Consider the following 14,504-nt stretch of genomic DNA (forward strand, 5'->3'; position numbering starts at 1 on the left):
GAAACCAATGCCCTGCAGCGCCTGCGCGGTGAAGCCGGTCATGCGGATATGCGCCGCGTTCACCCGCGTCACCTGGCGCTGCGCGTCGGCGATCACTACGCCTTCGGCGATGCTTGCCAAGGCTTCGGCCGCAATGCGTCGCTGCTGCTCCAGGTTCACGCGCTCGGTGATGTCGCGCATGATCGACTGGCGCACGCCCTGCGTGCCCCAGTAGGCGACGCTGCTGCGCATCTCCACCGGGCGCAGCAGGCCATCGGGCCCGCGCAGCTCACCGGTGACGGCGCCATCCGTGCGATGCAGCAGCGGCACGAACAGATCGGCGATGTCTTTGCCGACCAGGTCCTGCCCGGTCCATTGCAGCGCCGTGCGGTTGGCGCTGAGGATACGGCCGCTGACGTCGTCCACCATCATGATGGCGTCGGCGGCACTGTCGTAGAGCAGGCTGTAGCGTTCCTCGGTGCCCCGGATTCGCGAGAGAATGCGGTGTGCCATGCGCAGCCAGATCAGCGAGGCCAGGCAGGCGGCAAGGAAAACGGCCACGAACAGCACACGGCCCAGCCAGATGGCGCCCTGCGCTACTTCCAACGAGAAGCGTTTGGTCAAGGGTTCCAGTTCATCGTTCAGCGCGTTGATGCGGTCCAGGCGCTGCGCAATCCAATCGTGCTCTGGTTGCCCCTGGGCATAGGCGCGCTTGAGTTCGGCGGCAACGTCACCCAGCTGCCGCAACGGACGATCGGCGGCCCGCCAGGCCGTGACCGCTTCGCGCATGTGGTTCGCACTGGTGCAGCAGCGCAGCATGAAGATCATGCCGGGCTTGGACTGCGGAAGAATCCTGCCGCGCTCGAAGGCACGGTCGACGGCGGCACGGTCGTAGACGCCCGATGCGATCTCATCGCGCGCCCAGCCGTCGGACATCAGCAGTCCGTAGTTGTCCTCGAATGCCGCCAACCGGGCGGCGTTTCCGGATTCGGCGTACGCCGCGAGGTCGATGATGGCCTGCTTCTGGGCCTTGCTCCAGACACTCTCGCCGTTGAGGAAGCCGGCGAGAGTGACCTGGACCTGGAGCGCGCCCCAGGTCAGCACGAGGATCAGCCCGATGACGACCACCAGCCCATAGGCCAGTGGCCTCAAGCGTCGTGACAGCGGTCTTTGCGAGCTGCTACGGATGGAATCCATGGCGTCCCTGTTCACCCGACCACGTCATATAACTACATCTCACCTCGCCGTAATGTCGACAGCGAGGCTTTCCGTCACGCCGCCTGTTCTTCGACCTCTTCCATAGGTTGTTGCACCAGGCAGCGCTCCAGCCCGTAATGCAGGCTGAGGTAACTGCGCTCGATGCATTCCCGCAGGTGCTCCACGTCCTCGGGCGCCGGCTGGTTGCCCATCAGGGTACAGGCAATCTCGAGTGCTTCCCATGGATGGGTATCGTCATAGGCCGCGTGCAACTGAAGCCAGCGCAGGGTCGGCTTGCGTCCAGCCAATGGCAGGCTATCGGCGTAAGCCACGCTGTCATAGACCTTTTGCGCCCATTCGCCGGTGACGCCCTCGATGGCGTAATTGGTGGCGAGCATGCCTGCGGCCAGCGAATCACGGCCCGATACCTCGTGGCACCACTCGGTGGCCGTCTGCGTACCGCTGGGCGCACGCCCCTTCAGTACTTCGACACGCGGAACGCCCGCGCCATCGGCCCAGTCCAACCAGTACTCGGCATGGTTCTGCTCCACCCGAATGTTGCGCACCAGCCAGCGGCGGGCCATGTCGTCACCCCGGCTGCGGCCGTACTGGGTCTTCAGCAGGTTCAGGGCCATGAAGGACGGGAAGCGTTCGATCAGCGACCAGGTACCCACCATGAAGTTGCGCATGGTGGTCCGGTCGATGCGACCCTCGATCATCATGTCCCACATCACGTGGTCGCGTACGCGCCGGCGGGCGGGTTCACACTCAGCGATGATGTCCTGCGCCCATTGCGGGTAGCTGGACACCTCGTTCATCGGGCCGGTGCGTTCGAAATCGGTTTTCATGCAGTTCTCCCTTAGGGAAGTGAGGAGTCCACCGGCCCCTGCCGGTGGCCCGGCGAGAAGCGCCGGAGACTGCATAGTGGGTAGACCCGGTTTCGCGTGCGACACCCGGGTGACAAATTGCCTCAATAAATCATTGCGAGTTATTGATTTTTAGCACTCAAAAGCGCGAAGACGTAACGAGACCGCCACGCCAGGGCGGGCGGCCTCGCGGGTCCGAAGCCTAGAACAGCGCGCCCAGCACGAACACGATACCCACCACCGACACCGCCCAGATCAGCGTACGCAGGTAGGGAATGCCAATGATGTACACCGGCAGATAAACCAGGCGGGCCCAGAAATACAGCTGCACGCCCAGCGCGGTATGGGCATTGGCGCGTTGGGCGAGCACCACGGCAAGCACCGACACAGCGAAAAACACGAAGCTCTCGAGAAAGTTCCTGCTCGCGCGATCCGCACGCGCCGCGGCACCCGTGAGCGGGATGGGTTCGCCATCGCGATTGCTGGCGTTCCATGCGAGGCCACGCTGCTGCGTGGAAAGCGACGTAGCCACCACCACGTAAAGCAGCCCCAGCACGATCGACCAGGCCAACACCTGCAGTTCAACTGCCATGACGCACCTCCCCGTTGGATGTGGGCGCATCATGCACCCACCCCGGGAGGCAAGCCAGGGTGGGCGAAAGACGTGCTACGGCCGAGTGGCGGTTGCCACTGAGCGTGCCAGGTCGGCGAACAGGGCGTCACGTTCCTTGCCCGATGCGGGCGAGTCACTCAGGAATGCGGCGATGATGACAACGGACCCGTCCGGCCAGCTCAGGATGCCGATGTCGTTGTACGCCGCCGTGCGCCCCTGCTGCGTGCCGGAGGTGCCCGACTTGTCGGCAAGGTGCACGCCCTGTGGCACGCCGGCACGCAAGCGATTGGGAAGCGTCTGTGCCGCCATCAGGCGCAGCAGGTATTGCGTCGATGCCGGCGACAGCAGCTCTCCGCCCTGCAGCTTGCGCAGGAATGCGACTGCCCCGGACGGCGTGCTGCGATTGCGCGGATCGGCAAGAAACGCCTGGTAACCGCGTTGGCGACGCTGCCCGTAGGCTGCGTCGCTCTCCTGCGCCGATACAACCTGCCCCGGCTTCACATCGTTGAAGATGTCGCTGATGCCCGCTTCGTCCACGTCCACGCGCATGCCGTCGATGCCGTGCGCGCGGAGAAACGTGGTGACCATCGGCGGTCCGCCCGCCACGCGCAGCAGCACATTCACCGCCGTGTTATCGCTCTCGGAAACCGCGCCCTGCAGCAGTCGCTCGACGGTGAATACCGTCTTGCCCGCCTTGAATTGCGCGCCAACCGAGGGCACCGCCGAGCCGTCGGACACATCGTGCTGCGTCACCGTCACTTTCTGGTCGAGTGACATCGAACCATGTTCGATGCGATCAAGCACCGCTGCCGCCACCGGCGCCTTGAACACGCTCATCATGGGAAACGGCTGCTGAGCGAGCACGCCCGCCGTTACGCCTGTTCGCAAGTCGAGCACGGCGACACCGAGCGTGCCGGGCTTTGCGCGCTGCGATGCGGTATCGAGCACCTGTTGCAGGCGCTGGGTTTCTTCGGCTGCTGGGGTCGACTGCCCGGCGGCCCATGTCGTGCGCGGCCACTGGCCAGCGATGGCCGTGGCGACAGCAGCCACGCAAAGGAAAAGCATAGATCTATGCATGGGTCGAGTCTCGTCCAGGAAAGATTGAACGTATCTCGCACGACGGCATGGCGAAACCATGGCAGCTCAAAGGCACCTGCGGGGTTCTGTAGGAGCGCACCCAGTGCGCGATCGCAAGTTTCGGAAGCAACGAGCATCCAGCGGCCACGATCGCGCACTGGGTGCGCTCCTACATGGAAGGCATGGTGTCAGATCATCGGCAGGTTCAGGCCCTGCTCCTTCGCGCATTCGATGGCGATCTCGTAGCCGGCATCTGCATGGCGCATCACACCGGTACCCGGATCGTTCCACAGCACGCGCGCGATGCGCTTGTCGGCCGCTTCGCTGCCATCGCACACGATCACCACGCCCGAATGCTGCGAATAGCCCATGCCGACGCCGCCGCCGTGGTGCAGCGACACCCAGGTCGCACCGCCGGCCACGTTGAGCATGGCGTTGAGCAGCGGCCAGTCGCTGACCGCATCGGAACCGTCGCGCATCGCTTCGGTTTCACGGTTCGGGCTGGCGACGGAACCGGAGTCGAGATGGTCGCGACCGATCACCACCGGCGCCTTCAGCTCGCCGTTGCGCACCATTTCGTTGAACGCGAGGCCCAGCTTGTGACGCAAGCCCAAGCCAACCCAGCAGATGCGCGCCGGCAGGCCCTGGAAGCTGATGCGCTCCTTCGCCATGTCCAGCCAGCGGTGCAGGTGCGGATCGTCGGGGATCAGCTCCTTCACTTTCTGGTCGGTCTTGTAGATGTCTTCCGGATCGCCGGACAGCGCCACCCAGCGGAATGGACCGACACCACGACAGAACAGCGGCCGCACATACGCCGGCACGAAGCCCGGGAACGCGAACGCATTCGCGAGGCCTTCGTCCTTCGCCATCTGGCGGATGTTGTTGCCGTAGTCGAACGTGGGAATGCCCTGCGCGTGGAACGCGAGCATCGCTTCCACATGCTTCTTCATCGACTGCTTCGCGGCCTTCGCGGTACCAACCGGGTCGCTCTTGCGACGCTCGAACCACTGCTCCACCGTCCAGCCTTCCGGCAGGTAACCGTTGACCGGATCATGCGCGCTGGTCTGGTCGGTGACTGCGTCCGGACGCACGCCGCGGCGCACCAGTTCCGGCAGCACGTCGGCGGCATTGCCAAGCAGCGCGATCGACTTCGCCTCGCCCGCCGCGGTGTATTTCGCGATGCGCGCGAGCGCGTCATCAAGATCGGTCGCCTGCTCGTCGACGTAGCGCGTCTTCAGGCGGAAATCGATGCTCTTCTGCTGGCATTCGATATTGAGCGAGCATGCGCCCGCCAAGGTTGCCGCCAGCGGCTGCGCGCCGCCCATGCCACCGAGACCGGCGGTGAGGATCCACTTGCCCTTGAGGCTGCCGTTGTAATGCTGGCGCCCCATTTCCACGAACGTCTCGTAGGTGCCCTGCACGATGCCCTGCGAACCGATATAGATCCACGAGCCGGCCGTCATCTGGCCGTACATCATCAGGCCTTTCTTATCGAGCTCGTTGAAATGCTCCCAGTTCGCCCACGCCGGAACCAGGTTGGAGTTCGCCAGCAGCACGCGCGGTGCGTCCGGATGCGTGGGAAACACGCCGACCGGCTTGCCGGACTGGATCAGCAACGTCTCGTTGTCGTTGAGTTCGCGCAGTGCACGCAGGATCGCGTCGAAGCACTCCCAGTTGCGCGCCGCACGACCGATACCGCCGTACACCACCAGCTCGGCCGGATTCTCGGCCACTTCCGGATCCAGGTTGTTCTGCAGCATGCGGAATGGCGCTTCGGTGAGCCAGCTCTTGCAGCTGAGCTCGCTGCCACGCGGCGCGCGGATGGTGCGGGTGGTGTCGATACGGGTGGGGGCATTCATGGACGCGGGCTCCGGCAAATCGAATGAGAAGTATAGGCCAGGCCCGCATGTGCATCGCCTTGCAGTGCCGCAAACCGGCTATTCAGGCGCCACCTTCGCCGTAGCCTTCGCCCGCCCCTCCTCCAGCGCCTGCGCGGCGCGCATGCGCAACAACTCGCGATGCGTGTCGGGATTGGTGTCGAAGTGAGCCTGAAAATAGTCGGCGGTTTCCTTCAGGCCCTTGCGCGGCTGGCGCTCCTGGATCTGTGCGCGCAGCAACCAGCCATAGGGATCGCCCGGAAACGCTTGCATCGCGCGGTCCGCAAGTGACCACGCCTTGTCCCATTCCTGCGTGTCGTTCATGTACATGGCGACGAGCTTCATCATGGCCTCGCCATCGGTCGGCGCCAGTGCAAGAGCCGACTGATAGTCCATTTCGGCGCGGGCGTAATCGTTCTGCGATTGGTATCCGTAAGCCCTCGCCACCAGGTAGCGAACGTTGCGAGGCTGCTTGCCGACCAGCAAATTCGCCTCACTGGTTGCCCAGGCCGACTCGTCGAACTCGTTGAGGTTGTAGGCGCGGTGAATGCGGACATCGTCGTCTTCCGGATAGAAGCGCAGCGCCTCGGAGAAATACACCGTGGAAAGTTCGAGGTGCATGCACGACTCTGCCTGGTAGCCTGCAGTCAACAACTGCTGCGACACGGCCGCCTGGTCGAACACCACGCTGTAGAGTGCAAACCGCTGAGGCACATCGCAGCCGTCGTCATCGATGTTGTCTTCGTAAGCCAGTTCCTTTTCCCTCAGCAGCAACAGCAGCGGATTTTGCGCGGCATGCGTGGCCGCCTCCCGCGCCGTACGCGTCATCGCCGACAGCGAGCCACCCCATTTGGGTTGCGACACGAACATCAGGCTGTTGTAGATCGCGAAATTCGCCGGGTCCACGCGCAGACCTTCCGTTCTGCCGCGCACCACGGCGGCATCGCCGAGGCCGTAGCCGCTGGCGTCGATCAGGGCAGCGTAGGCTGGCGTCAGGCGCGGATCCAGGGCTATGGCGTGCTGCAGGTCCTCGCCCGCTCGCTCGACCAGGCGGTGCATCGCTTCGATGTTGCTGTCCGGCGTGTCCCGGATGTACTTGCCGCCGCGCGCCTGCTTGCCCATGCCGAAGTAGGAAATACCACTGGCCGTGTATGCGAATGCACTGTTAGGCATCGCGCGCTTCCAGTTTTCCAGCAGCGGGCGAAGTTCCAGGTCGCCGCGATCGAACCAGGTGTCGTACGCGCGATCCATCACGCCCAGCTGGTCCGGCTTGGTCAGCTTGTCCTGCAGCATCGCCGCAAGGCGCCGGTCCAGTTCGGCGTACTGCCCCTGCTGCAGCAGTCCGCGGACCTCTTCGTACGACATCACCGGATACGTGCGGTAACGGCAATACGCCTGGACGGTGGCCGGTGACCAATGACTGCCGGGCGGATCCGGATAAGCCAGGCAACGCTGCAGGGGATCGGCGATCGCTTCGGCTTTCTTCGCGGCCGCCAGGAATATATAGACGCTTTTGCGATCGAACAGTTGGCCTTTCGCGCCCTTGAGCTGCTCGTCGTCCGCAGGCCCGGCTGCCGTCGCATCTTGCGTCCCAGGAACCTTCGGTGGCCCCGCACGCAGGCCGATCGCGATCAATCCCAGGCCGAGGCCGACGAACACGACCACGCTTGCGGCCGCGACCAGCCACCCACGTTTCAGCAGATTCATTTCCTGGCCCCCCAGTGATTGCGCGTGACCCTAGCATCCGCGCCCTTGGACGCCAATCGGCGCCGCCTGAACCCGGAGGCATTGATGTCCGAAAACGGCGAGTTCGGGGCGAACCACGGTGCTAGCCTGCTCGCATGAATACCCAGTCACCCCTTCCCCTGCTGGATGAACAGGCCTGCGAGCAGGCCCGGCTGAGCCGCGACGCGCGCTTTGACGGCTTGTTCTTTACCGCTGTCACCAGCACGCGCATCTATTGCCGCCCGGTGTGCCCCGCGCCATCGCCGAAACGGCAGAACGTGCGCTATTACGCGAGCGCCGCGGCGGCGGAGGCCGCCGGTTTTCGACCCTGCCTGCGTTGCCGGCCAGAGCTCGCGCCAGGTAACGACGCGTGGCAGCGCGGCGACCATGTCATTGCCCGCACGCTGAAGCTGATGGAGGAAGGCACGCTCAACGAACTGTCGATGGATGCCATGGCCGAGCGCGTGGGCATCGGTTCGCGCCAGCTGCGACGACTGTTCGTCGACCGGCTCGGCGCCCCGCCGATCAGCGTCCACACCACGCGCCGCCTGCTGTTCGCCAAGCAGTTGCTGACTGAAACCTCGATGCCGGTGACGGAAGTGGCGCTCGCGTCCGGCTTCCAAAGCCTGCGCCGCTTCAACGCCGCGTTCCTGCAGGCCAACCGCATTCCGCCGCGCGAATTGCGACGCCATCCCGGCATGGTGCGCGGCGATGCCATCACGCTGCGCCTCGGCTACCGACCGCCGTACGACTTCGAAGCGATCCTGGCCTTTCTCCGCGGGCGCTCCCTTCCTGGCGTGGAACTCGTCGACGAACACAGTTATTCGCGCGTGTTCGGTCCGGTCGATGCGCCAGGCTGGCTGCGACTCCAGGCGCGACCGGGCGACGACCACGCATTGCAGCTGGAACTGCATTGTCCGCAGCCGGCACGCATGCTCGCGATCGTCACGAAGCTGCGCCGCATGTTCGATCTTGACGCAAATCCACAATCGATCGGCGATGCGTTGAAGCAGAGCGCCGCGCTGAAGCCACTCTGGCGCAAGCGCCCGGGCCTGCGTCTGCCGGGGGGATGGGACGGCTTCGAGATCGCCGTACGCGCGATTCTCGGCCAGCAGGTCAGCGTCGCGGCAGCTCGCACGCTGGCCACGCGTATCGTGCACCGCTATGGCATCCCGGTCGTGACCGGCATTCCCGGGCTTGAACGCTTGTTCCCGGGACCTGAAGCTCTGGTAGACGCCGACCTGTGCGAGATCGGGCTAACCACGGCGCGGGCTGCCACGGTGCGCGGCGTCGCGCGGGCGCTGCTGGATGGACGCATCGACTTTCGCAGCGAACAACCGCTGGATGAATTCGTCGGCCGCTGGGTGGAACTGCCCGGCATCGGCGAGTGGACGGCGCACTACATGGCGATGCGCGCGCTCAGCCATCCGGATGCGTTTCCCGCAGCAGACCTGATCCTGCGCCGTGCGGCGACGGAGGACGGTTCCACGCTGAGCACGAAGGCGCTGCTGTCGCTGGCGGAAGCATGGCGCCCATGGCGCGCATACTCCGTCATGCACCTGTGGCGCAGCGCGAGCGACGCGGTGAAGGCACCCGTGAAGAAGGTGAAATGATGAGCCAGACGATCTGGTACGACGAAATGAGCAGCCCTGTCGGCGTGCTTCGCCTGGTGGGTGACGAGCAGGGCTTGCGCGAAATCTGGTTCGAACGCGAGCGTCATCCAAAGAAGCCGCATGCCGGCTGGCAGCGCGCAAGCGAACCGCTCGCCTATGCGAGAAAGCAGCTTGAGGAATATTTCGCCGGTACGCGCCAGGCATTCGACCTGCCGTTGCGCCCGCACGGCACGCCATTCCAGTGCGAGGTGTGGTGGGAACTGGCGCGAATTCCGTACGGCGCGACGATCAGCTATGGCGAACTGGCGCGACGCATCGGGCAACCCGCGGCCGTGCGTGCCGTCGGTGCAGCGAATGGACGTAACCCGCTACCGATCGTGTTGCCGTGCCATCGGGTGATCGGCGCTGATGGCAGCCTCACCGGTTTTGGTGGTGGCCTGCCGACCAAGCGCTACTTGCTGTCGATGGAAGATCGCATTGCGCATGGCGACCTGTTTGGCGCGAATCTTCGCGTGGGCTGACGCACGACCCGCGCGAATTCAACGTCCGTTGTCGACCGGCGGCGGCGTAACGGCGTTGCGATAGGAATCCAGATTCGCACGGGAGCGCGGCTGGTAGTGCATGGTTTCACTGTCTGCACCGACCGCCGTTGCCATGGCTACGGGTGCGCGCGCGGATCGCGGCGCTGACGAGGTCTTCGCAGCATCATGCGGCACGCCATGGGTTGCCGCGGACACCGGTTGCGCCATCGCCGTCGTGGCAACAGACGACGACACCACCGGTTGCTGTTGTGCATGCACGTCATTCATCCAGCCGATGCCGCCAAGCGTTGCAAGCAACGATGCGCAAGAGAAAAGACGTGCAATGGTCATACGGCTAGGCGAGGATACGTGGTTTGTACGCATGGTACGGACCCAAGCATGAAAATCCCGTTTCGCCTGCTGTTCTGCTCGTTGATGACGATCACCGCCGGTTGCGCCAACCAGCCCGCCACGACCGCCAAGCCCGCCACGACCGCCAAGCCATCCACGACGCAGGCCAGCACGGCGAAAGCCGCGCCCGCGCCATTGCTGCTGATTTCCATCGACGGTTACCGCGCCGATTACATCAACCGCGGCCTCAGCCCCGCCCTGGCCGATCTCGCCAGGAACGGCGTGCACGCCGCCAGCATGCAGCCGTCGTTCCCGTCGCTGACGTTTCCCAACCACTACACGATCGTGACCGGCCTGCGCCCCGATCACCACGGCATCGTCAACAACACCATGGTCGATCCCGCGCTGGGTCGTTTTTCTCTCGGCAATCGCAACGCCGTCGGCGACGGCCGCTGGTGGAACGAAGGCACGCCGCTGTGGGAAACAGCGAGCCAGCATGGCCTCAAGAGCGCCACCATGTTCTGGCCAGGTTCTGAAGCGGATATCCACGGCAGGCACCCGGATTTCTGGAAGACGTACGATGGCAACGTCTCGCCCGCCGAACGCGTTGACCAGGTGCTCGCCTGGCTCGACATGCCCGCCGGCGAACGGCCAGGCTTCATCACGCTGTACTTCGACGATGTGGACCATGCCGGCCACACGTTTGGCCCCGACACCCCGCAAGTGGATGACGCGCTGCGCAAGACCGACGTCGCGCTGGCGCGCCTGGTGGCGGGACTCAAGCAACGCAACCTGCTCGACCGCATCAACATGATCGTGCTGGCCGACCACGGCATGGCGCCGGTAGGTGCGAACAACAGCGTGCTGCTGGACAAGTTGATTCCGCTGACGCGCGTGGATGTGGTGAGCCTGGGCGTACTGGCAGGCCTCAATCCCACGCCGGGTCACCAGGATTTCGCCAAGATCGAAGCGCGACTGGAACAGCCGCAGAAACACATGACCTGCTGGGACAAGACGCGCGTGCCCGCTCGGCTGGGCTATGGCAGCAATCCGCGCGTGCCGCAGCTGCTGTGCCTGGCCGATGTCGGCTGGCGTATCACCACGTCCGATTACGCGAAGAAGCGCAACGGCAAGTTCAGCCTTGGCGAGCACGGCTACGACAACGAGGCGCCGCAGATGCAGGCGCTGTTCGTGGCGCATGGACCCGCGTTCCGCCAGGGCGCCACCGTGCCGTCCTTCCCGAACGTGGACGTCTATCCGCTGATGACCCACCTGCTCGACCTGCCCGCCGCCGCGAACGATGGCGACTACCAGGCGGTGAAGGACATGCTCAAGCCTGAGGCGCAGTAACGCGCGCCCGTGCCCTGTGCGTGATCGGGCGTGCCTATGGCACGTCATCGCGCACTGGGAGCACTCCTGCAGGAGAGGCAGGCTTATTGCGGAATCGGTGGCTCGGTACCCGGCGATGGCGGGCCGGGCAGCGGCGGCAGGAAATACAACCGCCAGGCGATCAGCAGACCGGCCAGTACCAGGGCAGCGACGAACAGCGCAACGCCGTTCCAGCCGTGGGATGCGTAAAAGAGGCCGCCACTCGCGCCAGCGAGGCTTGAGCCCATGTAGTACGAAAACAGGTACATCGAGGAGGCTTGCGCCTTGGCGCTTCCCGCGCGACGCCCGACCCAGCTGCTGGCGATGGAGTGGCCGCCGAAGAAGCCGAATGTCACGGCCACGATGCCCAGCACGATCAACAGCAACGACTGCATCGTGGTGAGGGCGATGCCGAACAGCATCAACGCGAAAGCGGTCCACAACACCTTGCGCCGTCCCAGCCGGCCGGCCAGGTGCCCCATCCATGCAGAACTGAAGGTGCCGATCAGGTAGACGCTGAAGATCGCGCCGACCAACGCCTGGCCAAGGCTGTATGGCGGCGTGAGCAAGCGGTAGCCGATGTAGTTGTAGACGGTAACGAACGCCCCCAGCAGCAGAAACCCTTCGGCGAACAGCCATGGCAGGCCTGCATCGCGGAACGCCAGCGCGAATCGCCCGACCAGCTGGCCCAGGTGCAATGGATGGCGCACGTGATGCCTTGACGGTGGCAGGCTCCGCCAGAACACCAGGCCGGAAACGAGACCGATCAGCCCTACCGTCGCCACGCCCCAGCGCCAGCCGACAAAGTCGGCCAGTACGCCGGCAACGAGTCGACCGCCCATGCCGCCGATGGCGTTGCCGCTGATGTACAGGCCCATGCCAAGGCCAATCGATTCCGGGTGCATCTCCTCGCTGAGATACGTCATCGCGACGGCGGGCAAGCCGCTCAGCGTGAAACCCAGCAGGGTGCGAAGGAGCAGCAGCGTGTGCCAGTCCGGCACCAGGGCGGTGGCCAGCACCAACAACGCAGAGGACATCAAGGAGGCAGTCATCACCGACTTGCGTCCCCAGGCATCCGAAACGCCGCCAGCAAACAGCATGGCGAATGCCAGCACGCCCGTGGTCAGCGAAAGCGACAGCGCGGCGGTGGCGGCACTCACGCCATAGTCATGGCTGAACTCGGGCATCAACGGCTGGGTGCAATACAGCAGTCCGAACGTGGCCAGGCCGGCAGCAAACAGGGCGAGGTTGGTGCGGCGAAAAAGCGGCGTGCCGTGCCGGATATGGGCGTCGCGCTCAAGTTCCGTGGCAGTCGGTCGATGCTCGGGGCGAGACGTCGGTTCCTGCTCTTCCTGCCTGCCCATCCAGCTTTGCCTTGATTGCCCGCGGAGGCGGCAAGGATAGGCCCTGGCAACGCAAGGATCGATCAAAACCACTCAAACGACTGTTTGGAAAAGGTTTCTCCGGAAGAAGCCGACGAGGGGTTTTCGCCACGATGCCAAAAGAACGTGATACATAGTGCACAACAAGGGTCCGCCACAGGGAATAGCCGGACCCGGGACCGGCAACGGGGGGCCGGCAAAATGGGGGGATTTGTGTATCGCGAGACCGTCGTGGTCATCGTTGCGTGCCTCTTGGCCGCGCTTTGTGCGCTGGGCGTGCACGCGTCTCCCGCCGGCGCCCGGCAGCCCGTGCTGCAGATCGCGGCGCTCGCCCCTTTGCATCCGTCACCGTCGCCCGAGCAGGTCGTGCATGGCGCGCTCGATGGCGCCTTCATTCCCTCCAGCGCGCCCTACACGCCCAACGCCGCCGATACGCGCCGCTGGTACCGCCTCACCACGGATGCCGACTGGCATGGCGACAGTTCGCCGGTGCTGAGCTTTTCGGGCGCCACGTACATCAAGCTCACCGTCTTCGCACCGCCTGACTATCGTCCGCAGCCCCTGTGGTTCGCCCAGATCGAAAACATCCCGCGTTTCTCCCGCCACCACCTCGCGGTGGAACTGCCGGCTGACCTGCGCGCAGGTCAGCCGGTGTACGTGCAGATCGCATCGGACAGCTTCACGCGGCAGATCCGCCCCGAGCTGACCGACATGGCGCACTACCAGGCGCAGGACCTGATGCACGTGCGCCTCACCACGCTGTTCGCCAGCGTGCAGTTCACCATGGTGCTGGCGGCGCTCTGCCTGTGGCTGGTGCTGCACGATCGCGTGCTGGTGTATTTCATCGGCTATGCCGCGTTCCAGCTCATCTACCAGATGCTGATGAGCGGCGAAATCTACGAATTGCCCGGCGGAAGCCTGCTGGTGCCACTGGGCACGCATGCACCGTGGCTGTTCGCCACGCTGAGCGCGCCGCTGTCGATGTCCTTCATCCTTGAATTCTGCGACCTGCGCGAGATCACGCCCCGGGCGGCGCGCATCCTCGCCTGGATGCGCTGGCCGTTCCTGCTAGCCGCGGCACTGATCTGGATGCCGTTCGCGGTGCGCACCAACACGCTGGTCAACGCGTTCAACCTGTGGTTCGCCATCTCCTCGCTGTGGGCGCTGGGCACGGTATCGCTGGCCGCGCTTCGACACGGGCGGCAGGCGCGCTTCTTCCTGATCGCGTGGATGCCGCAGGTACTGTTCACCCTGCTGCGGGTCAGCCAGCTTCTCCTGAAGTTCGACCAGCCGCGCTGGCTCGAATACGGCTATCCGTTCACCATGGCGTTTTCGTGCGTGATGATCACCATTGGCTTGGCGGATCTTTCGCTGCGTGCGCGCCGCGAGCGCGATATGGCGCACCATCTCGCCGACCACGATGCGCTCACCGGCGTACTCAACCGGCGCGCGCTGGTGCGCCGGCTGCATTCGGCCCTCACCGAGGCGCGTGCAAACGGCACGCCGCTGGCCCTGCTGTTTCTGGACATGGATCACTTCAAGTCGGTGAACGACCGCTATGGCCATCAGGTCGGCGACGCCTGCCTGCGCGCGGTGGCTGAAACCATCGTCGACGAGCTGCGGCCTTCGGACTGGCTGGGTCGCTATGGCGGCGAGGAGTTCGTCGCCTGCCTGCCGGGCGCCAGCCATGACCAGGCCATGGCGATCGGCGAGCGCATCCGCCATCGCATCGAGACGCTGCAGGTGCATTCGCGCGGCACCGCGCTGCAGACCACCATCAGCATGGGCGTCGCCAGTCTCGACGATCACGCCGATTCCGCCGACGAGCTGATTGCGCGCGCCGATGCCGCGCTGTATCGCGCCAAGACCGACGGCCGCAACCGCATCGTCTCGCACCCGCCTTTCGCCACTACCGGCCTCTGACCGAAGGAATCG

12 protein-coding genes are annotated in these 14,504 nt (G+C 64.9%); 4 read left to right on the forward strand and 8 right to left on the reverse strand.

All coding sequences use genetic code 11. The features are described 5' to 3' along the window. The 6 genes from VFG49_RS14300 to VFG49_RS14325 all read right to left on the reverse strand — a co-directional run. On the reverse strand, window positions 1–1,176 hold a 1,176-nt coding region (locus VFG49_RS14300), incomplete at its 3' end, for a PAS domain S-box protein (protein WP_324861644.1). A 74-nt stretch (window positions 1,177–1,250) separates the two neighbouring features. Continuing rightward, window positions 1,251–2,024 carry a TenA family transcriptional regulator gene (locus VFG49_RS14305; protein WP_324861646.1) on the reverse strand — a complete coding sequence of 258 codons (774 nt, stop codon included), beginning with the start codon at window positions 2,022–2,024 and terminating at the stop codon, window positions 1,251–1,253. Between the two features lie 220 nt (window positions 2,025–2,244). Next, window positions 2,245–2,634, reverse strand: coding sequence for an MAPEG family protein (locus VFG49_RS14310; RefSeq protein ID WP_324861648.1), 390 nt, complete (start codon window positions 2,632–2,634; stop codon window positions 2,245–2,247). Window positions 2,635–2,709: 75 nt separating this feature from the next. Then, a complete protein-coding gene (gene bla / locus VFG49_RS14315; RefSeq protein ID WP_324861650.1) occupies window positions 2,710–3,732 on the reverse strand; it encodes a class A beta-lactamase in 1,023 nt (340 codons plus the stop codon). A gap of 188 nt (window positions 3,733–3,920) precedes the next feature. Further along, the gene (hutU, locus tag VFG49_RS14320) at window positions 3,921–5,591 is read right to left on the reverse strand and encodes a urocanate hydratase (protein ID WP_324861652.1); all 1,671 of its coding nucleotides are present in this window, start codon (window positions 5,589–5,591) and stop codon (window positions 3,921–3,923) included. A 78-nt stretch (window positions 5,592–5,669) separates the two neighbouring features. Then, window positions 5,670–7,316 (reverse strand): DUF4034 domain-containing protein, encoded by a 1,647-nt coding sequence (locus tag VFG49_RS14325; protein WP_324861654.1) that lies wholly within the window; start codon window positions 7,314–7,316, stop codon window positions 5,670–5,672. 134 nt (window positions 7,317–7,450) lie between these two features. On the opposite strand from VFG49_RS14325, the gene VFG49_RS14330 reads away from it, so the two are divergent. Then, the gene (locus VFG49_RS14330) at window positions 7,451–8,947 is read left to right on the forward strand and encodes an AlkA N-terminal domain-containing protein (RefSeq protein ID WP_324861656.1); all 1,497 of its coding nucleotides are present in this window, start codon (window positions 7,451–7,453) and stop codon (window positions 8,945–8,947) included. After that, the gene (locus VFG49_RS14335; protein ID WP_324861658.1) at window positions 8,944–9,468 is read left to right on the forward strand and encodes a methylated-DNA--[protein]-cysteine S-methyltransferase; all 525 of its coding nucleotides are present in this window, start codon (window positions 8,944–8,946) and stop codon (window positions 9,466–9,468) included. Before VFG49_RS14330 ends, VFG49_RS14335 begins: the two co-directional genes overlap by 4 nt. An 18-nt stretch (window positions 9,469–9,486) precedes the next feature. On the opposite strand, the gene VFG49_RS14340 is transcribed toward VFG49_RS14335, so the two are convergent. Then, window positions 9,487–9,756, reverse strand: a complete 270-nt coding sequence (locus VFG49_RS14340; protein WP_324861660.1) for a hypothetical protein — start codon at window positions 9,754–9,756, stop codon at window positions 9,487–9,489. A 111-nt stretch (window positions 9,757–9,867) separates the two neighbouring features. On the opposite strand from VFG49_RS14340, the gene VFG49_RS14345 reads away from it, so the two are divergent. Continuing rightward, a complete protein-coding gene (locus VFG49_RS14345; RefSeq protein ID WP_324861662.1) occupies window positions 9,868–11,169 on the forward strand; it encodes an ectonucleotide pyrophosphatase/phosphodiesterase in 1,302 nt (433 codons plus the stop codon). Window positions 11,170–11,252: 83 nt separating this feature from the next. Here the strand turns inward: VFG49_RS14345 and VFG49_RS14350 are convergent, their stop codons facing one another. Then, window positions 11,253–12,551, reverse strand: a complete 1,299-nt coding sequence (locus VFG49_RS14350; protein WP_324861664.1) for an MFS transporter — start codon at window positions 12,549–12,551, stop codon at window positions 11,253–11,255. A 249-nt stretch (window positions 12,552–12,800) separates the two neighbouring features. Between VFG49_RS14350 and VFG49_RS14355 the strand changes: the two genes are divergently transcribed. Beyond that, entirely contained in the window at window positions 12,801–14,492 is a 1,692-nt protein-coding gene (locus VFG49_RS14355; RefSeq protein WP_324861666.1) for a diguanylate cyclase, read from the forward strand. Window positions 14,493–14,504 lie beyond the last annotated feature (12 nt).

The sequence above is a fragment of the Dyella sp. genome (assembly GCF_035685885.1).
Classification (GTDB): Bacteria; Pseudomonadota; Gammaproteobacteria; order Xanthomonadales; family Rhodanobacteraceae; genus Dyella.